We start from the raw sequence: 21,893 nt of genomic DNA, 5'->3' as shown, positions 1-21,893 counted from the left end.
GTCCTAGACCGCGGCGGGGCCGACGCGGCCCTTGCGCAGGGCCTCGATCACCGCCTCTTTCGGGCCGTCGGCGACTATATGGCCGTTGTCCAGTACCACCAGGCGATCGACCAGGCTGAGCATCGAGGCGCGGTGAGTGATCAGCAGCAGGGTCTTGCCCTGGGTCCAGGGATGCAGGCGGTTGCGCAGGATCTCCTCGCTGCTGTTGTCCATCGCACTGGTCGGTTCGTCGAGCAGGAGGATGGGCGGGTCCAGGAGGATGGCACGGGCCAGCAGTACGGCTTGGCGCTGGCCGCCGGAGAGCAGTTGGCCGCGTTCGCCGAGGGGGCGGTCGAAGCCCTGCGGATGCTGCCTGGCCAGGTCGCTGACGCCGGTCAGCTCGGCTACCTCGAGCATGCGTGCGTCGCTGACGTAACGGGCGCCGAGGGTCAGGTTGTCGCGCAGGCTGCCGGCCAGCAGCGGCAGGTCGTGGGCGACATAGCCGATCTGGTGGCGCAGGTCGGCGACATCCAGTTGGCGCAGGTCGAGACTGTCGAGCAGGATCTGGCCTTCCTCCGGGGTATAGAAGGCCATCAGCAGGCGGGCCAGGGTGCTCTTGCCCGAGCCGCTGCGGCCGATGATGCCGATGCGCTCGCCGGCGGCCAGGCGCAGGCTGACATTGGCCAGCGCCGGTGCGCTCTGGTCGGGGTAGCGGAAGGTCACCTGACGGATATCCAGCTCGCCCTTGAGCTGCGTGCGCTCCAGGGGCCGCTGCTTGGTCTGGCGCTCCTGGGGCAGGGCCATCAGCGCGTCGGTGCTGGTCATGGTCAGGCGGGCCTGTTGGTAGCGGGTGATCAGCCCGGCGATCTGCCCCAGCGGCGCCAGCACGCGGCTGCCGAGCATGTAGCAGGCGACCAGCGCGCCGACGCTGAGGTCGCCGGCGATGATGCTGTAGACCCCGGCGACTATGGTGGCCATGCCGGCGACTTGCTGCAGGAACAGGGTGCCGTTGGTCGCCAGCGCCGACAGGAAGCGGGCATGGCTGTCCAGGCGGGTGACCGCGCCGTGGATCTTCTCCCACTGATGCTGGCGCTCGCTCTCGGCACCAAAGGCCTTGAGGGTCTCCAGGCCGCCTAGGGTCTCGATCAGCAGGGCCTGACGTTGCGAGGCGAGGGCCAGGCTCTTCTGCACCGTGTCGCGCAGGCGCGACTGGATGATCAGGGCGAACAGCGCGGTGAGGGGGAAGGCCAGCAAGGGAATGGCCACCAGCCAGCCGCCGATCAGCCAGATCACCGCGATCATCAGCGCGGCGAAGGGCAGGTCGATCAGGCTGGTCAGGGTCACGGCGGTGAGGAACTCGCGCAGGCCCTGGAAGTCGTGGATGCTCTGGGCGAAGCCGCCGACCGTGGCCGGCCGGGCTTTCATCGCCATGCCGTTGATGCGTTCGAACAGCGTGGCCGACAGCACCACGTCGGTCTTCTTGCCGGCGCTGTCCAGCAGGTGCGCGCGCAGCACGCGCAGCAGCAGCTCGAAGCCGGTGCCGATGAACAGGCCGATGGCCAGCACCCACAGGGTCGCAGTGGCCTGGTTGGGCACCACGCGGTCATAGGTCTGCATGACGAACAGCGGCACCATCAGGCCCAGTGCGTTGATCAGCAGGCTGGCGAGCATGGCGTCGGAGTAGAGCCAGCGCGACAGCTTCAGGGTGTCGCGGAACCAGGCGTCGATACGGGGAACCAGCGGCTTGCGTGCCTCCTCGAGCTCATGTCGGGGGCGGGCGAACAGGGCCTGGCCGCTGTATTCGCCGGCCAGCAGTTCGCGGCTGATCCACTGCTCGCCGCCTTCCGCCTCGCAGGGCAGGATCAGTGCACGGCCCTTGGCGTCCCACTTGCGCAATACGGCACTGCGCCCGCCCTTGAGCAGCAGCAGGACCGGCAGGTTCAGGGCCGAGATGGCGTCGAGCTCGCGGTACAACAGGCGTCCTTGCAGGCCGGCGCGGGCGGCGGCGCGGGGGAGCAGTTCGGCGCTCAGGCGTTGCTCGGGCATCGGCAAGCCGGCGCTCAGGCTGCCACGGCTGGCCGTGCAGCCGTGCAGCTGGCAGAGAATCAGCAGGCCATCGAGCAACGGATCGTCGTGGCTCAAGCGCGGATCAGTCGCGGATCCGGTCCGCTCCATGGTCGTCACGTGATACTGCTCCTCGGGCCGGTACTACTTCATTTCCGGCAGGCGTGCCTCGCTCTTCACCTCGGAAAGGGCGACCGCTTCGGCCGGTACCACGACCTGCTGCTGGCGCAGCAGATCACCCATGGCCGCGATCACGCGGTACATGGCGAACTCCTCGGTGTAGCGCACTTCGCTGTAGCGGCGGTTGGCGGTGAAGAGTTCGTTTTCGCTGTCGAGCAGATCGAGCAGGGTGCGTTGCCCCAGGCGGAACTGCTGCTGGTAGGCCTCACGCACCCTTGCAGTGTAGTCCGCGTAGTCGCGGGCCTTGGGGGTTTGCAGACGGGCGTTCTCCATGGCGTTCCAGGCCAGGGCGAGGTTCTCGTTGAGCACGCGCAAGGCGTTGTTGCGGATGTCCATGGATTCGTTGATCTGGTGAGCGGTGGACTGCAGGCGGGCCTTGTCGCGCATGCCATTGAACAGGTTGTAGTTCATCACCACCGCGGCGCGCCAACCATTGGAATGCCCCTCGTCGCCTTGCAGGTTGTCGTCGGCATTGGTCGCCAGCTCCACGTCGAAGCGCGGGTAGAACGGCGACTTGGCCACCTCGTACTGCTTCTCGGCGGCGTGGACATCGGCCTGGGCCGACTTCAGGAAGGGGTTGTTGTCCATCACCACCTGGCGGGCGGCGGCCAGATCCGCCGGCAGGTTGCCGCGCACCGTCGCCGGGGAGACCAGTTCATCGGGCATCCGCCCGACGGCGCTGAAGAAGTTCGCCTCGGCGTCGGCCAGGTTGACCTGCTCGGTGTACAGGTTGTTCTCGGCCAGGGCCAGGCGGGCCTGGGACTGGTCGAGGTCGGCGGCGCTGCCGACGCCCTGGCGGCTGCGCAGGTCGATCTGGTCGTTGATGCGTTGGTGGGCCAGCAGGTTGTTCTTCGCCAGGCTGACCAGTTCGCGGCGCTTCAAGATATCGAGGTAAACCTCCACGGTGCGCAGCGCCAGGCTTTCCGAGGTGCCGAGCACGCGGTAGGCGCGCGAATTGACCACCGCCTCGGTGCGGGCCACCTCGTTGGGGGTGTTGAAACCGTCGAACAGCATCTGCCGCAGGCGCAGCTCGGCATTCTGGTAGTTGAGGGTTTCCGTGTTGTGCGAGCCCGGTACCCGCGCACGGGTGGTCGGGCTGTCGGTGTGTTCCCGGCCGTAACCGACCAGCAGGTCGACAGTCGGCAAGTAGCCGCCCTTGGCGATTCTGACGTCTTCATCCGACGAGAGACGGCTGTTGATGCCGGCATGAATCTCGGGATGGTTGTCCAGGGTGCTCTGGATCGCCTCCGACAGGGTCATTGCTTGGCTCTGGGTGCAAACCATTGCAAGCAGCATGCTGGCCCAGAGGGGGTTGATAGCGCGCATAGGTTGAATCTCCTTATGGGTGTTCTATTCCTGTCGTCAGAAAAGTGACATTTATTCTCGGAGTTTCGCTTGGATCTATTAACACTACAGCTAAGAACATCTTTTAAAGGTGTTCAGAAAAAAATCGCACAAGGGTTATGAGGAAAAAGTCTTATGCATTTCGAGGAAAGCATCCCAGTGTTTTCATTCAAGAGGCATGTAAACGGCGCTCAAGAGGCCTATGCATGCCGCAAGATGGCGGGCGAACACAGTTGTAGTTGCATAGGGCGGAGATGATTCTGATGGAGTAGCGGGACGCTGGCTGCGTGATATTTCGTGTTGTATCGGTTTGTTTGTAGGCCATGTACGCCTCTCATTTCACTATCAGTTTTACACGCGCTCCATGTTCGAGAAGGTGTTCCGACCCTTTTTGAAACGTGTCGGCGGTGGTCGACAGCTGTAGTGAGGAAGGAATCATGGCTACTTTGATTGGTGTCGTCAGTCAGGTTGTCGGCGAGGTCTTTGCAGTAGCGGGCGATGGATCACGTCGACCACTTTTCGAGGGCGACCGGGTCTATGCCGGCGAACAGCTGGTAACCGGGTCCGGCGGCGCCGTCGCAGTAACCTTGAGCAACGGTCAGCAACTGACCCTCGGGCGTGACAGCAGCCTCAACCTCAATGAGCAATTGCTGGCGTATTCGGCCGATCAGCCGGCGTCTGGGCAGCAGCCGGCGTCCGCCGCGCCCAGTACTCAAGACCTGAGCGATGTCGAGCAGTTGCAAGCCGCGATCGAGGCCGGGGTGGACCCGACAGTGGCCGGTGAGGCAACTGCGGCCGGTCCCGGTGCGGGAGGCGCCGCCGGCGCTGGCGGTGGCGGCGGGCACAGTTTCGTCCTGCTGGACGAGACCGCCCAGGTGCTCGAGCCGGTTATCGGCTTCCCGACGGCCGGCATCGCGTCGGGTCCGGAGTTCCCCGATCCGGATCCCGAGCCACTCGAGCTTGCGGACGAGCCGCCGCTCACCCCCGATGCCACTCCGGAAGTCGAGGTCGAACACCAGGACTTCAGCGGCTCGGTGATTAGCGGCCCGGCGCTGGTCGATGAACAAGCCTTGAGCAATGGCAGCAACCCGGGCAGCCCGGCCGAGCAGGCCAGTGGACGACTGATCGTCACGTCACCGGACGGCGTTTCCGCATTGCAGGTACTCGATGTCAACGGCAACTGGATCGACGTCACCAATGGCGGCGTGGTGCAAGGCCAATACGGCATTCTGACGGTGGACGCTGCCGGCAACTGGACCTACACGCTGACCGGTAACACCCTCGACCATAGCAACCCCAATGCCACCGGTGCGGGTGATCAGGTGGGGGAGAGTTTTGCGGTGCGGGTGTTCGACAACGACGGGGATGTGTCGCCGACGGCGTTTCTTAGTGTCGTCGTGAATGATGATGGGCCCGCCGCAGTAAACGACAGCAACAGCATCGCCGAAGACACGCTGGCGCCGATTACCGGCAACGTGCTGAGCAACGACCTGCACGCCAACGGTCAGCCGGGTGCCGACACCCCGACCAGCTTCGTGTCCTGGAGCAGCACGGCGGCTAGTTTCGGCACGTTCACCGATACCGGTAATGGCACCTACAGCTACACCCTGAACAACGCGCATTCGGCGGTTCAGGCATTGGACAGTGGCGAGACGTTGACCGAGACCTTCACCTACAGCATGCGCGATGCCGACGGCGACACCGCCACGGCGACGCTGACCATCACCATCACGGGTGCCAACGATGTGCCGAGGGTGACGGTCGACCCGGGGAACGGCGGGGCCAACGATCAGGTCTTCGAGGCGGGCCTGCCGAGCGGTTCGGACGCGGCCAGCGACAGCGAGTTTGCCAGTGGCATCTTCACCCTCAGCGATGCCGATGGGCTGGATGACCTGCAGAGCGTCACCATCAACGGCGTTACGGTGGCGCTAGGCAGCCTGGCCGGTTCGGTGTTTGCCGGCAGCCACGGTACGCTGACGGTCACCGCCTACGACAGCACGACGGGAGTGGCCAGCTACACCTACCAGCTGACGAGCGCGACCACCGACGGTCCCGGCATCGAAAGCGATGTGTTCAGCCTGACGGTGTCGGATGGCACGGCCAGTTCGGCGCCGGCGAGCATCGTCATCGAGATCGTCGACGACCTGCCCAATGCAGTGGATGACAGCAACAGCATCGCCGAAGACACGCTGGCGCCGATTACCGGCAACGTGCTGAGCAACGACCTGCACGCCAACGGTCAGCCGGGTGCCGACACCCCGACCAGCTTCGTGTCCTGGAGCAGCACGGCGGCTAGTTTCGGCACGTTCACCGATACCGGTAATGGCACCTACAGCTACACCCTGAACAACGCGCATTCGGCGGTTCAGGCATTGGACAGTGGCGAGACGTTGACCGAGACCTTCACCTACAGCATGCGCGATGCCGACGGCGACACCGCCACGGCGACGCTGACCATCACCATCACGGGTGCCAACGATGTGCCGAGGGTGACGGTCGACCCGGGGAACGGCGGGGCCAACGATCAGGTCTTCGAGGCGGGCCTGCCGAGCGGTTCGGACGCGGCCAGCGACAGCGAGTTTGCCAGTGGCATCTTCACCCTCAGCGATGCCGATGGGCTGGATGACCTGCAGAGCGTCACCATCAACGGCGTTACGGTGGCGCTAGGCAGCCTGGCCGGTTCGGTGTTTGCCGGCAGCCACGGTACGCTGACGGTCACCGCCTACGACAGCACGACGGGAGTGGCCAGCTACACCTACCAGCTGACGAGCGCGACCACCGACGGTCCCGGCATCGAAAGCGATGTGTTCAGCCTGACGGTGTCGGATGGCACAGCCAGTTCGGCGCCGGCGAGCATCGTCATCGACATCGTCGACGACGTGCCGACGGCGCATGTCGACAGCAACACGGTGAACGAGGGCGCCCTGCTGACGGTGAATGCCGCCGCCGGCGTGCTGAGCAACGACGTGGCCGGTGCCGACGGCTATGCCGCCGGTGGCGGCGTGGTAGGGGTGCGGGCCGCCGGTGGCGATAGCACCAGCGCGGTGCTGACGGGCGTGGGCCTGGCCATCGTCGGCGCGCACGGCACCCTGACCCTGCAGGCGGACGGCTCGTACAGCTACCAGTCGAACGCGAACGCGATCGACAGCGCTGCCAGCGACGTGTTCGTGTACACCATCAAGGACGGCGACGGCGACCTGTCGACCACCACGCTGACGATCAACCTGAACGACAGCGGGCTGATGGCGCCGGACGACAATGACGCGCTGGTCTACGAGAACGCCCTGGACCTGAACCAGGATGGCCAGGACCTGGCGCCCGGCACGGTGACCGGCAGCCTGCCGGGCAGCACCGGCGAGACGGACGCGGTCAACCAGCTCAACGGCACGGGCGGCTTCGGCCCGCTCAGCTACAGCCTGCTGAGCCCTGCGGTGGGGACCTACGGCACGATCCAGATCAACCCGGACGGCAGCTACATCTACACCCTGACCAAGCCGTACGACACCTTCCCGGATGCCAACGACGGCGCGAACACCGAGGACAACCGCGACAGCTTCACCTACCAGGTGACGGACGCCAACGGCAACACCGCGACCGGCACCATCACGGTCGACATCGTCGACGACGTGCCGACGGCGCATGTCGACAGCAACACGGTGAACGAGGGCGCCCTGCTGACGGTGAATGCCGCCGCCGGCGTGCTGAGCAACGACGTGGCCGGTGCCGACGGCTATGCCGCCGGTGGCGGCGTGGTAGGGGTGCGGGCCGCCGGTGGCGATAGCACCAGCGCGGTGCTGACGGGCGTGGGCCTGGCCATCGTCGGTGCGCACGGCACCCTGACCCTGCAGGCGGACGGCTCGTACAGCTACCAGTCGAACGCGAACGCGATCGACAGCGCTGCCAGCGACGTGTTCGTGTACACCATCAAGGACGGTGACGGCGACCTGTCGACCACCACGCTGACGATCAACCTGAACGACAGCGGGCTGATGGCGCCGGACGACAATGACGCGCTGGTCTACGAGAACGCCCTGGACCTGAACCAGGATGGCCAGGACCTGGCGCCCGGCACGGTGACCGGCAGCCTGCCGGGCAGCACCGGCGAGACGGACGCGGTCAACCAGCTCAACGGCACGGGCGGCTTCGGCCCGCTCAGCTACAGCCTGCTGAGCCCTGCGGTGGGGACCTACGGCACGATCCAGATCAACCCGGACGGCAGCTACATCTACACCCTGACCAAGCCGTACGACACCTTCCCGGATGCCAACGACGGCGCGAACACCGAGGACAACCGCGACAGCTTCACCTACCAGGTGACGGACGCCAACGGCAACACCGCGACCGGCACCATCACGGTCGACATCGTCGACGACGTGCCGACGGCGCATGTCGACAGCAACACGGTGAACGAGGGCGCCCTGCTGACGGTGAATGCCGCCGCCGGCGTGCTGAGCAACGACGTGGCCGGTGCCGACGGCTATGCCGCCGGTGGCGGCGTGGTAGGGGTGCGGGCCGCCGGTGGCGATAGCACCAGCGCGGTGCTGACGGGCGTGGGCCTGGCCATCGTCGGTGCGCACGGCACCCTGACCCTGCAGGCGGACGGCTCGTACAGCTACCAGTCGAACGCGAACGCGATCGACAGCGCTGCCAGCGACGTGTTCGTGTACACCATCAAGGACGGTGACGGCGACCTGTCGACCACCACGCTGACGATCAACCTGAACGACAGCGGGCTGATGGCGCCGGACGACAATGACGCGCTGGTCTACGAGAACGCCCTGGACCTGAACCAGGATGGCCAGGACCTGGCGCCCGGCACGGTGACCGGCAGCCTGCCGGGCAGCACCGGCGAGACGGACGCGGTCAACCAGCTCAACGGCACGGGCGGCTTCGGCCCGCTCAGCTACAGCCTGCTGAGCCCTGCGGTGGGGACCTACGGCACGATCCAGATCAACCCGGACGGCAGCTACATCTACACCCTGACCAAGCCGTACGACACCTTCCCGGATGCCAACGACGGCGCGAACACCGAGGACAACCGCGACAGCTTCACCTACCAGGTGACGGACGCCAACGGCAACACCGCGACCGGCACCATCACGGTCGACATCGTCGACGACGTGCCGACGGCGCATGTCGACAGCAACACGGTGAACGAGGGCGCCCTGCTGACGGTGAATGCCGCCGCCGGCGTGCTGAGCAACGACGTGGCCGGTGCCGACGGCTATGCCGCCGGTGGCGGCGTGGTAGGGGTGCGGGCCGCCGGTGGCGATAGCACCAGCGCGGTGCTGACGGGCGTGGGCCTGGCCATCGTCGGTGCGCACGGCACCCTGACCCTGCAGGCGGACGGCTCGTACAGCTACCAGTCGAACGCGAACGCGATCGACAGCGCTGCCAGCGACGTGTTCGTGTACACCATCAAGGACGGTGACGGCGACCTGTCGACCACCACGCTGACGATCAACCTGAACGACAGCGGGCTGATGGCGCCGGACGACAATGACGCGCTGGTCTACGAGAACGCCCTGGACCTGAACCAGGATGGCCAGGACCTGGCGCCCGGCACGGTGACCGGCAGCCTGCCGGGCAGCACCGGCGAGACGGACGCGGTCAACCAGCTCAACGGCACGGGCGGCTTCGGCCCGCTCAGCTACAGCCTGCTGAGCCCTGCGGTGGGGACCTACGGCACGATCCAGATCAACCCGGACGGCAGCTACATCTACACCCTGACCAAGCCGTACGACACCTTCCCGGATGCCAACGACGGCGCGAACACCGAGGACAACCGCGACAGCTTCACCTACCAGGTGACGGACGCCAACGGCAACACCGCGACCGGCACCATCACGGTCGACATCGTCGACGACGTGCCGACGGCGCATGTCGACAGCAACACGGTGAACGAGGGCGCCCTGCTGACGGTGAATGCCGCCGCCGGCGTGCTGAGCAACGACGTGGCCGGTGCCGACGGCTATGCCGCCGGTGGCGGCGTGGTAGGGGTGCGGGCCGCCGGTGGCGATAGCACCAGCGCGGTGCTGACGGGCGTGGGCCTGGCCATCGTCGGTGCGCACGGCACCCTGACCCTGCAGGCGGACGGCTCGTACAGCTACCAGTCGAACGCGAACGCGATCGACAGCGCTGCCAGCGACGTGTTCGTGTACACCATCAAGGACGGTGACGGCGACCTGTCGACCACCACGCTGACGATCAACCTGAACGACAGCGGGCTGATGGCGCCGGACGACAATGACGCGCTGGTCTACGAGAACGCCCTGGACCTGAACCAGGATGGCCAGGACCTGGCGCCCGGCACGGTGACCGGCAGCCTGCCGGGCAGCACCGGCGAGACGGACGCGGTCAACCAGCTCAACGGCACGGGCGGCTTCGGCCCGCTCAGCTACAGCCTGCTGAGCCCTGCGGTGGGGACCTACGGCACGATCCAGATCAACCCGGACGGCAGCTACATCTACACCCTGACCAAGCCGTACGACACCTTCCCGGATGCCAACGACGGCGCGAACACCGAGGACAACCGCGACAGCTTCACCTACCAGGTGACGGACGCCAACGGCAACACCGCGACCGGCACCATCACGGTCGACATCGTCGACGACGTGCCGACGGCGCATGTCGACAGCAACACGGTGAACGAGGGCGCCCTGCTGACGGTGAATGCCGCCGCCGGCGTGCTGAGCAACGACGTGGCCGGTGCCGACGGCTATGCCGCCGGTGGCGGCGTGGTAGGGGTGCGGGCCGCCGGTGGCGATAGCACCAGCGCGGTGCTGACGGGCGTGGGCCTGGCCATCGTCGGTGCGCACGGCACCCTGACCCTGCAGGCGGACGGCTCGTACAGCTACCAGTCGAACGCGAACGCGATCGACAGCGCTGCCAGCGACGTGTTCGTGTACACCATCAAGGACGGTGACGGCGACCTGTCGACCACCACGCTGACGATCAACCTGAACGACAGCGGGCTGATGGCGCCGGACGACAATGACGCGCTGGTCTACGAGAACGCCCTGGACCTGAACCAGGATGGCCAGGACCTGGCGCCCGGCACGGTGACCGGCAGCCTGCCGGGCAGCACCGGCGAGACGGACGCGGTCAACCAGCTCAACGGCACGGGCGGCTTCGGCCCGCTCAGCTACAGCCTGCTGAGCCCTGCGGTGGGGACCTACGGCACGATCCAGATCAACCCGGACGGCAGCTACATCTACACCCTGACCAAGCCGTACGACACCTTCCCGGATGCCAACGACGGCGCGAACACCGAGGACAACCGCGACAGCTTCACCTACCAGGTGACGGACGCCAACGGCAACACCGCGACCGGCACCATCACGGTCGACATCGTCGACGACGTGCCGAGCGCCATTACTCCCGACTATGCATTCCTAGTGAACAATGTCGGCGAGTCAGTATCCGGGATTAAGTTGGATGTCGACAAGGATATTCATGACAACATGGGGGCTGATAACCAGGGGGGCAGCCTGAAGTTTGCTGAGGTGAACGGCTCTGACAGTGGCTATACATCGGGTCTGCAGAAGATATACCTCTATATTTCGGCGGATGGCCAAACGCTCGTGGGTTCAACCACGATGCCTAATGCGGGGTTGGACGCATCGAGTGCCACGGTACTCGCCAATAAGGTGTTTGTTTCGGTGCTGAGTCCGGATGCCGGAGTGTCGCAGGCTAACGACACTTATTCGTTCGAGTTGTTCAAGCAGGTCGATGGCGGGGTCGGATCGTTCACGGTAAACGATGCCGGGTTCGTGTTCCATGGCGGGAATGATCCCTATGCCTACTTCGACGATACCATTACCACGGATGCCAACGGCGAGCAGGATGTTCTGCTGACTCCGATGGTGGGCGGTGTGTCCGGGAGTACCATGAACACCAGTTCTATTGCCGGTGGTGTGGGTTCTGGCAATAGCGTTGGAACGGGCGAAGGTGTGCGCGTCGATTACGTGAAGGGGCTGAGCGGCAATACGGCGAAAAACGTTGCTGATGCGGACTACGCAATTGCTGCTAACCAGGACCATGTGTTCAGCGGCCACAACACCGTCAATGGTGGTTTTGCGGTGATTACCAGTACGTCGGGTTCGACGGTTCTGGTTAAGGCCTTCGATGACAACAACGGGAACAATGTCGTCGGGGATGGTACGCCGGACAAGATCACGCGGGTTCAGATCAGTTATAACAATGCAACGGCCTTGGTGATTGTCGCAGGAGTAGTCAATGTCATTGTCGGTGGTCGCACTTTTACCGTGACTGAGAGTGGTAACGATGTATTGGTCAGCAATGTGCAAGGCGACAGCGGTAGTAATCCTGCCCTTTTCACGACCATTGCCGCCTTCACTGAGACTGGATATACCTCCTTGGAACTGTCCCATGCAGGCGGCGATACGTTCAAGCTGGGTGGCTTTGGTGCTTCCACATTTGAACCAGGGGCTGCGGTAGAACTGGAGTTCGATCTGGCATTGACCGATGGCGATGGGGACTCGGTTAGTATTCCAGCGGGCATCCGCGTCCAGCTAAGCCCAGACAATCACATCCTCCAGACGGGAACGGACGGCGGGGAAACCTTGCAGGTCGCGCCCGGCACTTCTGGAACGCTAGTCGGATTGGCTGGGGACGATACGCTGATCGGCCATGTTGGCCAGGACATCTTGATCGGCGGACTGGGTAACGACACGCTGACCGGTGGTGCCGGCTCCGACACCTTTAAATGGCTCGCAGGTGACGCCGGCACCGATACCATCACCGACTTCGTCAAGGGTTTCAACACGGGCGGCGACCGGCTTGATCTTGCCCAACTGCTGGAGGGTGAGAACGGAGGCCCTGGAGATATAGGCAATTTGTTGAGCTATATCGACATATCCACGGCCACTCTGGGCGGTACTGCGGCTCTGGATACCGTTATCAAGGTCGATGCTTCGGGCGGTGGGAGTTTTGGCAGCCCCGACCAGACCGTAGTGCTGCAGGACGTCAACTTGTTCGTTAGCTATTCGGTTGGATCAGAAGCCGATGTAATCCTCAACATGCTCACTGACGGTACGCTGAAGGTCGATACGGTCTGATTTGCTAGTGAGAGCCAGCCCGTTACGTCAAGCGTGACGGGCTTTCTTTTGAGGTATCGCCAGAGGCGCTTACGATCTTTACGCTGCGTGATCATGGCTTGTAGCTTACTTGATGCTGAGCAGCGCTGATCGAAGCCATGACCCAACACATCGCTTAGGCGCACAGTTGGCCGTAGCGATTCTCGATATTGTGCAAGACAAGAGCGAAGCCCCAACTGGCCACGGCACTACTCAGGCCGATAAGGAGCATCGCGAGGCCGGCCACGGGCCGTGAGGTACGGGCTCCATCCAGTCATGCGCTGCCGTCGCTGTATGTGGTGGGCATAGGGCAGGCTTCGTTCGGGTGCTGGGGGCTAGGCGTGGCCCGAGTGTCAGGGGTTGGGCAGGGTCTTCTGCTTGAGGATGTACAGGCTGACCAGTACCGCACTGGTCAGCATGAAGGCGCGCGCCCAGGGCAGTGGCACCAGGTAGCAGGACAGCGCGATGCTCAGCCACATCAGGGTCAGGGCGTAGGCCTTGGCCCGGCGTGGGATGCCTTGGCCCTCGAGGTAGTCGCGAATCCACGGGCCCAGGTGCGGGTGGCACACCAGCCAGTGATAGAAGCGTTTGGAACTGCGTACGAAACAGGCCGCAGCCAGGAGCAGGAAGGGGGTGGTCGGCAGCACCGGCAGGAAGATGCCGATCACCCCGAGCAGTACGCACAGCCAGCCCACCGCGAGCAGGGCATAGCGCACGCTGCGGTGGTTGCTTTCGCGGATATCGCCGTGCGCCATGGCGCCGCCGCTTAGTGGTGGCGGGGCTTGAGCAGTGCCGGCTTCTCTTCCGGGGCGTGGCACAGCAGGAACAGCGCGGTCAGCAGCTCGGGAATCTGCTCGACCATGCTGTCGACCAGATCGCGATCGCGGGCGATCTCGGCGAACTCCGGTTGTTCGTCGAACAGCCCCGAGCCGACCATGATCGGCAGCAGCAGCTCGCTGACTTCGTCTTCGGCGTCCTCGAACCAGGTCGCTTCGCGCAGGAATACCCCCTCCATGAAGCCGATGCACCAGCCGCGCAGGTCGGAGTCGTCCGGTTCGTCGCCCAGGTCGAGCTCGCAGGGCATTTCCGGGTCATCGTCGCTGGCCAACTGGCGGGCGATGTGCGCTTTGAGTTGCAGCAGGGTCGCCTCGATCTCGTCGCGTTCGGCGTCGCTGCGGTAATGCGGCGGTTCGGCGAACAGGGCGTCGATCCACTCGCGCTCCGGAATCGGCTCCGAACAGATCGACAGCGCCGTGAGGTAGCCATGGGCGGCCACGTAGTCCAGGGCCTCTTCGTGCAGCTCATCGGCATCTAGGAAGGCTTGCAGGCGGGACAGTTGCTCGGCGAAGGACATCGTGGGGGCTACCTTGAAGGAGTATACGAGGCTGAATTTTAGCCCGGATCACCCTGCGTAGGCGCTTGCCGGACAGATTTTTTTCGCCCCCCGGTGGCGCCGCAACGCGGCAGCCGGGGGCTGGCGGAGGCTGGGCGGCCGGCGTCGACGGCGTGGGTCTCGGAGTTGCCGATAGGCGTGGGGCCGTGTGGTCGGTGGCTGGCGTATAATGCGCGGCTTTGTCACGGCGCCATGGCGTCGCGCCCACGCCGGTGGGCGGATTCGGGGGCGGCCCTGGGATGGGCCCGACCCCGCCAACATGGAGTTTCTATGCTCGAACAGGCCCAGCGCATCCTCAAAGACGTCTTCGGCTACGATGCCTTCCGGGGAAACCAGGGGGCGATCATCGAACGGGTTGCGAGCGGTGGCGATGCCTTGGTGCTGATGCCCACCGGCGGCGGCAAGTCGCTGTGCTTCCAGGTGCCGGCGTTGCTGCGCGAGGGCCTGGCGGTGGTGGTGTCGCCGCTGATCGCCCTGATGGACGATCAGGTCGCCACCCTCGGCGAGCTGGGCGTGGCTGCGGTGGCGCTCAATTCCAGCCTGGACGCCGAGGCCCAGCGCGAGATCGCCGCGCGCATCCAGCGCGGCGAGATCAAGCTGCTCTACCTGGCCCCGGAGCGCCTGGTGCAACCGCGTATGCTGGCCTTTCTGCAGCGCCTGCAGATCGCCCTGTTCGCCATCGACGAGGCCCACTGCGTGTCGCAGTGGGGCCATGATTTCCGCCCGGAATACCTGCAGCTGGGCCAGCTCGCCGAGCTGTTCCCCAATGTGCCGCGCATCGCCCTGACCGCCACCGCGGACATGCGCACCCGCGAGGAGATCGTCAGTCGTCTGCACCTGCAGCAGGCCGAGCGCTTCCTCTCGAGTTTCGACCGGCCGAACATCTTCTACCGCATCGTGCCCAAGGAGCAGCCGCGCAAGCAGTTGCTGGCCTTCCTGGCCGCCCGCAAGGGCGATGCCGGCATCGTCTACTGCCTGTCGCGCAAGAAAGTCGAGGAAGTGGCCGCCTTCCTCTCCGAACAGGGCTTCCCGGCGCTGCCCTACCATGCCGGCCTTCCCAGCGAGCTGCGGGCTTACCACCAGCGGCGCTTCCTCAACGAGGAGGGGTTGATCATGGTGGCGACCATCGCCTTCGGCATGGGCATCGACAAGCCCAACGTGCGCTTCGTCGCCCACCTCGACCTGCCCAAGTCGCTGGAGGCCTATTACCAGGAGACCGGCCGCGCCGGCCGCGACGGCTTGCCGGCGGATGCCTGGATGGCCTATGGCCTGCAGGACGTGATCTTCCTCAAGCAGATGCTCAACAACTCCGAAGGCGACGAGCGGCACAAGCGGGTCGAGCAGCACAAGCTCGACGCCATGCTCGCCTTGTGCGAGGAGACCCGCTGCCGTCGCCAGGCGCTGCTGGCCTATTTCGACGAGGAGCTGGCGCAGCCCTGCGGACACTGCGACACCTGCAGCGACGATGTGCAGACCTGGGACGCCACCGAGCCGGCGCGCCAGGCCCTGTCGGCTATCTACCGCAGCGGCCAGCGCTATGGCGTCGGCCATCTGGTCGATCTGCTGCTCGGTCGCGACAACGACAAGGTGCGCAGCCTCGGACATCAGCACCTGAGCGTGTTCGGTGTCGGCAAGGCCCTGGCCGAGGGTGAGTGGCGCTCGCTGTTCCGTCAGCTGGTGGCCCGGGGGCTGGCCGACGTCGACCTGGAGGGCTACGGCGGCCTGCGCCTGTCCGACAGCTGTCGGCCGCTGCTGCGCGGCGAGGTGAGCCTGCAGTTGCGCCGCGACCTCAAGCCCCAGCACAGCGCCAAGGGTTCGAGCAGTGCCGCCAGCCAGCTGGTCCGAGGCGAGGAGCGCGAGCAGTGGGAGGCGCTGCGGACGCTGCGGCGCAAGCTGGCGGAGGAGCACGGGGTGCCGCCCTATGTGATCTTTCCCGACGCTACCTTGCTGGAAATGCTGCGCAGCCAGCCCGGCAGCCTGGTGGAGATGGCGCGGGTCAGCGGCGTCGGTGCGCGCAAGCTGGAGCGTTACGGCGAGGCCTTCCTCGAGGTGCTCGGCGGCGGCGCGGAAGCGCCACCGGCGGTGGTCGATCTGCACCACGAGCTGGTCAGCCTGGCCCGCGCCGGGATGACGCCGACGCAGATCGCCGGCCAGCTCAAGTGCAGCGAGAAGAACGTCTACAGCCTGCTGGCCGAGGCCGTCGCCAGCCAACAGCTGTCGCTGGAGCAGGCGCTGGATCTGCCCGAGGAGCTGCTCGGTGAGGTGCAGGACGCCTTCCTCGACGGCGAGGGCGAGCTGCCTCCGGTCGCGACGATTGCCCCGCTGTTCGCCGGGCGCCTGGACGAGGGCGTGCTGCACTGCGTGCGGGCCGCGCTGCAGGCCGAGTTTGCGCTCTGACGCCGCCACGGTTCGGCGCTGCGCGGCGCGCAGGCTGACCGATTTTGCCCCGGCGATGGCGCAGAGGGTCAGTGCCGGGGGCGGGGGGCGGTGCTAGCATCGCCGGGTTTTTCCCTGAGGCACCCTGCGATGGAACGACTGATTCAGGCCGATGGCCAACCCCATTACGGCATATTCGCCGCCGCCCCGGGGCTGATCAACTACCGCGACTTCGCCTTCCGCTCGCCCATGGGGCGGCGTCTGGGGGCTCTGGCCAAGTGGCGGCGCTTTCATCAGTTCCAGTACTTCGGCCTGATCAGCGACCAGCTGATCGGCGGCTGCGCCCTGGCCAACCTGAGCCTGCTCGGCATGGGCTTCGTCTACCTGTTCCATCCGCCCAGTGGGCGCATGATCGAGCGCCAGTTCAAGCTGCCGCTGAGCCTGGGCACGCGCTTTTCCCAACGCCCCGACGATGGCCTGTGCGAGTTGCGCAGCGGCCGCAACCTGTTGCGCCTGGAGAACCGGGCAGAGCCGAAGGAAAAGCGCCTGCTGGTCGAGCTGGACGACGGGATGCGTATCGACGCCTGCTTCTCCGAGACCGCGCCGGCCTTTCAGCCCATGTGCATCAATACCCCGACCGCGGTGAACGGCTGGGTCTATGCGCAGAAAGTGGCGGGTGTGCGTTGCAGTGGACAGGTGAAGAGCAGCCTGGGCGACTTCGACCTGGGCGCCATCGACGCCTTCGCCCACCACGACTGGTCGGCCGGCTACATGCGCCCGGAAACCCACTGGAACTGGGCCTGTCTGTCCGGTATGGCGGCAGGCCAGCGCGTCGGCCTCAACCTGTCGTGCGGGGTCAACGAGACCAGCTTCACCGAGAACTGCTACTGGCTCGATGGCGAACTGCTCAAGGTCGACACGGTGCGCTTCGCCTTCGACCGGGAGCAACCGCTGCAGCCCTGGCACATCAGCTCCCACGATGGCCAGGTAGCCCTGCGATTCGAGGCTCGAGGCCTGCATCAGGAGCGGCTGAACCTGGGCGTCCTGGCCAGCAACTTCAAGCAGGTATTCGGCCAGTTCAGCGGCGTCCTGCGGCCGCCGGGGCGTGCCGCGGTGGTGATCGAGCGGCAGTGGGGCTTCGTCGAGGACCAGTATGTGAAGTGGTGAAGCGCATGTGAGGGCTTGCTCTCGGGGTGGGGTTATGATTAGCTGGCTAATTATTAGTTTTTATGATTAAAAGAGCCGTTCCCCCATGTCCCACACAGATCAACACCGTTTCGCCATGCAGATCGCCCAGCTATCCCGCGCCTGGCGCGCCGAACTGGACCGGCGCCTGGTCGGGCTGGGGCTCTCCCAGGCCCGCTGGCTGGTACTCCTGCACCTGGCCCGTTTCGACGAATTGCCCACCCAGCGCGAGCTGGCGCAGAGCGTCGGTGTCGAGGGGCCTACGCTGGCGCGCCTGCTCGATAGCCTGGAGGCGCAAGGCCTGGTGAGCCGCCAGGCGGTCCCCGAAGACCGCCGGGCCAAGAAGGTCTGCCTGAGTCCGCGGGCCCAGCCGTTGATCGAACAGATCGAGGCCATTTCCACCCAGTTGCGCAAGGAATGTTTCGCCGGTATCGAGGAGGAGGAGCTGCGGCGCTGCCAGCAGGTGCATGCGCGGGTCCTGGCCAATCTGGAAAAGCGCTGATGAGTCAAGACCTGCATTCTTTGCAGGTGCGATTCGGTAGCCGTTATCCGCAGAGGCTGCTGGGTGTATTGATGCTCGGCAGCATGGCCATGGTGTTGGCCTCGACCACCATCAATGTGGCGTTGCCGGCGATCATGGCGGATTTCTCCATCGGCCGGCCTCTGGTGCAGTGGCTGTCGACCGGGTTCCTCGCGGCTATGACCGCCGGTTTGCTGTTGTCCGCCTGGGCGCAGGCACGCTGGGGCGCGCGCCGCACCGCGCAGATCGGCCTGGCGCTGTTCATCCTGACCTCATTGCTGGCCGTGGTCGCCCAGACGGCCTGGCAGCTGATCGCCCTGCGCGTCGTCCAGGGTTTGTGTGCGGGCATCGTCCAGCCACTGGCCATGGTCCTGATCTTCCGCGTGTTCGCCGTCTCCGGGCGCGGCATGGCCCTGGGGATCTACGGCCTCGGGGTGATGGTCGCGCCGACGCTGGGGCCGAGCATCGGCGGGTACCTGGTCGACCACTTCGGCTGGGCGGCGGTGTTCTGGCTGCCGCTGCCGCTGTGTTGCCTGGCGCTGCTGGGCGGCCAGTGGCTGTTGCCGAGTGAGCGGCAGCGAACCACGCCCATGCTGGATGTCGCCGCCTTCGTCTTGATGTGCGTGGCCTTGTTCGCCATCCTCGGCGCCTTGGCCGAGGCGCAGCGTTTCGCCTGGAGTGCGCCGCGGGTATGGTTGCCGGCGGTGATCGGTGCCGTGGCGCTCGCCGGCTTCTTCGCGCGCAGCCGGCGCAGCAGCACGCCGCTGCTGCCCCTGGGGCTGTGGCGCCATGCGGGATTTCGTAGTGCCAGCTGGGTCGCGCTGACCCTGGGCGTGGGCCTGTACGGCTCGACCTATCTGATCCCCCTCTACCTGCAGACCATCCAGGGCTACAGCGCCGGGCTGGCCGGTGCCTTGCTCCTGCCGACCGGGGTACTGATGGGCGTCGCTTCCTTCGCCGGCGGCTGGCTCAGCGACCGGGCCTCGGCGGCGTTGCTGCTGGCCTCTGGCCTGCTGATCTTCGCCCTGTCGGCGGCCGGGCTGGCCTGGCTCGAACCGGGTGCCTCGTTCGTCCTGCTGTGTTTCTGGGCCTGTGTCGGGCGGGTCGGGCTCGGCGTGCTGCTGCCGGCATTGAGTACCGGTTCGCTGGACATCCTCAGCCCCCAGGAGCTGGCCCAGGGCGCCGGCGCCATCACCTTCGTGCGCCAGCTGGGCGGTGCGTTCGGGGTCAATCTGCTGACCTTCTTCCTCGAGTGGCGCCACGCCGCCGAGGGCGGCCATCGGCTGGCCGAGGCCCAGGCTTTTCAGCAGAGCTTCTGGCTGATGGCGGCGGTATTCGTGCTGACGGCCCTGGCCGCCAGGGGCGTGCGCGCGAGCGGCGCTCAGGGGGCGGGCCTCGGCGCCGGATGACGCGAGGATAAATTTGCGTCTTTCTCCCCCGGCGCCATAGGCCGCGGCGCTGTTTACCCACTAAACTGCGCAGATTCAAATATTGTGACCATACTCACTGACAAGTTGAATGTGACACGGAGTGTCGCGTTCGACGCACTAATTGCTTAACCGTCTGTTCTCATCGTTCACAGGACGTGCATGGCCAAGCGCTAGATGGTGAGTTTTTTCAGGACGGAGTTTCCGGGGGAGGTCATATGGCTCGGGTTCGCCAACTATTACTTGGTCTGGCATCCAGCTCTGCATTCTATTCCAGCCTGGTGCCGGCCTTGGGGCTGGGTGAAATAACCCTGCACTCGGCGCTGAATCAACCACTCGAAGCCGATATCGAATTGCTCGAGGTCGCGGACCTGAGTGCCGATGACCTGAAGATCAGCCTCGCTCCGGCCGAGGTGTTCAGCCGCTCCGGTGTCGAGCGTTTCTACTTTCTCAATGACTTGCGCTTCACCCCCTTGCTGCGCGGCGGCGGCGGTATCATCCGGGTTCGTTCGAGCCGGCCGGTGCGTGAGCCATACCTGAACTTCATCGTCGAAGTGGCGCGTCCCAATGGCCGGCTGCTGCGAGAGTACACCCTGTTGCTGGACCCGCCAGGTTCTTCGGCCTACCGCGCGGTGACCACCGCGCCAGGCGCGATGGGGCGGATACAGCCGGCGGCGGCAGCTCCCGCCGTGCAGCCCGCCGAGACCCGGCCCAAGCCGCCCGCCCGGCTGGACACGCGTTACCGGGTGGTGCGCGGCGACAGCCTGTGGAAGATCGCCGCGCGCTTGCGTGCAGAGGGCAGCGAGGCCACGCAGCAGGCGCTGATGGCGGATATCCATGCCCTCAATCCCCGGGCCTTCGCCCGGGGCGATATCAACCAGTTGCTGGTCAGCGCCGAGCTGCTGCTGCCGGATAGCGCTGCGGCGGCTCGGCAGATCGACGACACCGGCACGCCAGCCGCACCGGCGCCCGATAGTCGCGCGCTTGCCGCCGGTGAGCCTGCCGCGCCACAGTCCGTCGATCCCCAGGTCGAATCGATCACCCAGGCGCAGCGGCGCGTGGAGCGGGAGCTGGCCGACCAGGCGGCGGAGAGTCTCCAGTTGCAGCAACAACTGGCCCAGATGCAGCTGCAGATCCAGCAACTGCAGGCACAGATGGACAGCAAGGACCAGCAACTGGCTGTGCTGCAGGCCCGACTGGCCGAGGCCCAGGTGCCGGCCGCGGCGCCTTCCGGGCAGCCGGCAGCGGCGTCCGGGTTGGCCGCGGCCGGCGGGCAGCAGGCGCGGGGCGAGCCGGCAGCCATTCAAGGGCGCAACTGGTTCGCCGTCGGTGCGGCGGCGCTGCTGCTGGTGGTGGCGAGCCTCGCGGCGCTGCTCTGGCGCTCCAGCCGGCGCCGCGTTCGACGCGAAGAGGAGCTGCAGCCCGAGCCGCCGGTCGTGGCCGTGGCCGATGAGGAACCGCTGGCGGCGCTCGTGCAGCCGTCGAGGGTGGCTGAGGTCGCTCCGTCGCCCGAGGCGCCGAGCGCCGCGATGTCGCCTCCGGCGCCTCTTGCGGACGCGCTGGAGGGCGCCAATATCTATATCGCCTATGGGCGCTTCGGCGCGGCGGCCGATGCCTTGCGCAAGGCGCTCGCGGCCCAGCCGGAACGTCAGGATATCCGCTTCCGCCTGCTGGAGGTGTTGGCCCAGCTCGGCGATGTGCAGGCCTTTGCCGAGCAAGAGGCGCTCTTTCGCGCAGGGGGCGCCGCGGCGTCGCGCGTCGACGAAATCAAGGCGCGCTACCCGCAGCTGAATGAGCAGGCATTCGAGGACCCGCTGGAAGACGCGGTGCTGGCGTTCGAGGACCTGCAGCCGCAGGCCTCTGGAGCCGAGCCGGCGGAGGATTTCCAGCTCAATCTCGACGACCTGTCGCTGGACGCGGACTGGGACCTGGTCACCCCCTTCGAGCAGCCGGCCAGCAAGCAGCCGGTGGTGCAGGACGAGCTGGGTAGCGCGGGCCCTGAGGCCGGCGCCATCGGCGATACGCGAAGCGCGCGCAGTCCTTTCGCCGAGACCATGCTGGTCGAGGAGGCCAACGCCGAGGACTGGCTGCAGGAGGAGTTGACCGAGGACTTCGCCGGGCAGCCGTTGGGCGGCAACAGTCCTTTGCTGGTCGAGCTCGATCAGCTGGAGGGCGACCGTGACAATCTCTCCAAGCTCAACCTGGCACTGGCCTATATCGAGCAGGGCAGTCTCGACAGCGCCTGCGGGATACTCAACCAGGTGATCAGCGAAGGCGACGAGGTGCAGAAGCAGCAGGCCCGCGAGCTGTTGGCCAAGATCGCCTAG

Annotated in this window: 10 protein-coding genes; 6 read left to right on the top strand and 4 right to left on the bottom strand. The window is 65.9% G+C overall.

The features are described from left to right. Nucleotides 1–3: 3 nt before the first annotated feature. A complete protein-coding gene (locus I0D00_RS03385) occupies nt 4–2,154 on the bottom strand; it encodes a type I secretion system permease/ATPase (RefSeq protein ID WP_215730781.1) in 2,151 nt (716 codons plus the stop codon). A gap of 33 nt (nt 2,155–2,187) precedes the next feature. Continuing rightward, a complete protein-coding gene (locus I0D00_RS03380) occupies nt 2,188–3,549 on the bottom strand; it encodes a TolC family outer membrane protein (RefSeq protein ID WP_213638346.1) in 1,362 nt (453 codons plus the stop codon). A 455-nt stretch (nt 3,550–4,004) separates the two neighbouring features. On the opposite strand from I0D00_RS03380, the gene I0D00_RS03375 reads away from it, so the two are divergent. Beyond that, nucleotides 4,005–12,647, top strand: coding sequence for a retention module-containing protein (locus I0D00_RS03375; protein WP_213638345.1), 8,643 nt, complete (start codon nt 4,005–4,007; stop codon nt 12,645–12,647). A gap of 371 nt (nt 12,648–13,018) precedes the next feature. Here I0D00_RS03375 and I0D00_RS03370 read toward each other — a convergent pair whose 3' ends face one another. Both I0D00_RS03370 and I0D00_RS03365 read right to left on the bottom strand, forming a co-directional pair. Beyond that, complete coding sequence (locus I0D00_RS03370) at nt 13,019–13,420, bottom strand: YbaN family protein (RefSeq protein ID WP_213638344.1); 402 nt, start codon at nt 13,418–13,420, stop codon at nt 13,019–13,021. An 11-nt stretch (nt 13,421–13,431) separates the two neighbouring features. Continuing rightward, on the bottom strand, nt 13,432–14,019 hold the full coding sequence (locus tag I0D00_RS03365; protein ID WP_213638343.1) for a UPF0149 family protein: 588 nt from the start codon (nt 14,017–14,019) through the stop codon (nt 13,432–13,434). 309 nt (nt 14,020–14,328) lie between these two features. Here I0D00_RS03365 and recQ point away from each other — a divergent pair, with 309 nt between their 5' ends. The 5 genes from recQ to I0D00_RS03340 all read left to right on the top strand — a co-directional run bounded on the left by recQ (nt 14,329) and on the right by I0D00_RS03340 (nt 21,893). Continuing rightward, a complete protein-coding gene (recQ, locus tag I0D00_RS03360; RefSeq protein WP_213638342.1) occupies nt 14,329–16,455 on the top strand; it encodes a DNA helicase RecQ in 2,127 nt (708 codons plus the stop codon). Nucleotides 16,456–16,584: 129 nt separating this feature from the next. After that, complete coding sequence (locus I0D00_RS03355) at nt 16,585–17,601, top strand: DUF2804 domain-containing protein (RefSeq protein ID WP_213638341.1); 1,017 nt, start codon at nt 16,585–16,587, stop codon at nt 17,599–17,601. An 85-nt stretch (nt 17,602–17,686) separates the two neighbouring features. Then, complete coding sequence (locus I0D00_RS03350; RefSeq protein WP_213638340.1) at nt 17,687–18,121, top strand: MarR family transcriptional regulator; 435 nt, start codon at nt 17,687–17,689, stop codon at nt 18,119–18,121. Then, the gene (locus I0D00_RS03345; RefSeq protein ID WP_213638339.1) at nt 18,121–19,548 is read left to right on the top strand and encodes a DHA2 family efflux MFS transporter permease subunit; all 1,428 of its coding nucleotides are present in this window, start codon (nt 18,121–18,123) and stop codon (nt 19,546–19,548) included. The genes I0D00_RS03350 and I0D00_RS03345 overlap by 1 nt, the downstream gene beginning before the upstream one ends. Nucleotides 19,549–19,784: 236 nt before the next feature. Beyond that, nucleotides 19,785–21,893, top strand: a complete 2,109-nt coding sequence (locus I0D00_RS03340; protein ID WP_246533164.1) for a motility hub landmark protein FimV — start codon at nt 19,785–19,787, stop codon at nt 21,891–21,893.

This window comes from Pseudomonas lalucatii, assembly GCF_018398425.1.
In the GTDB taxonomy this organism is placed as follows: domain Bacteria; phylum Pseudomonadota; class Gammaproteobacteria; order Pseudomonadales; family Pseudomonadaceae; genus Aquipseudomonas; species Aquipseudomonas lalucatii.
Note: the sequence above shows the minus strand (reverse complement) of the source record. Positions and strands in the feature narration are given on the sequence as shown.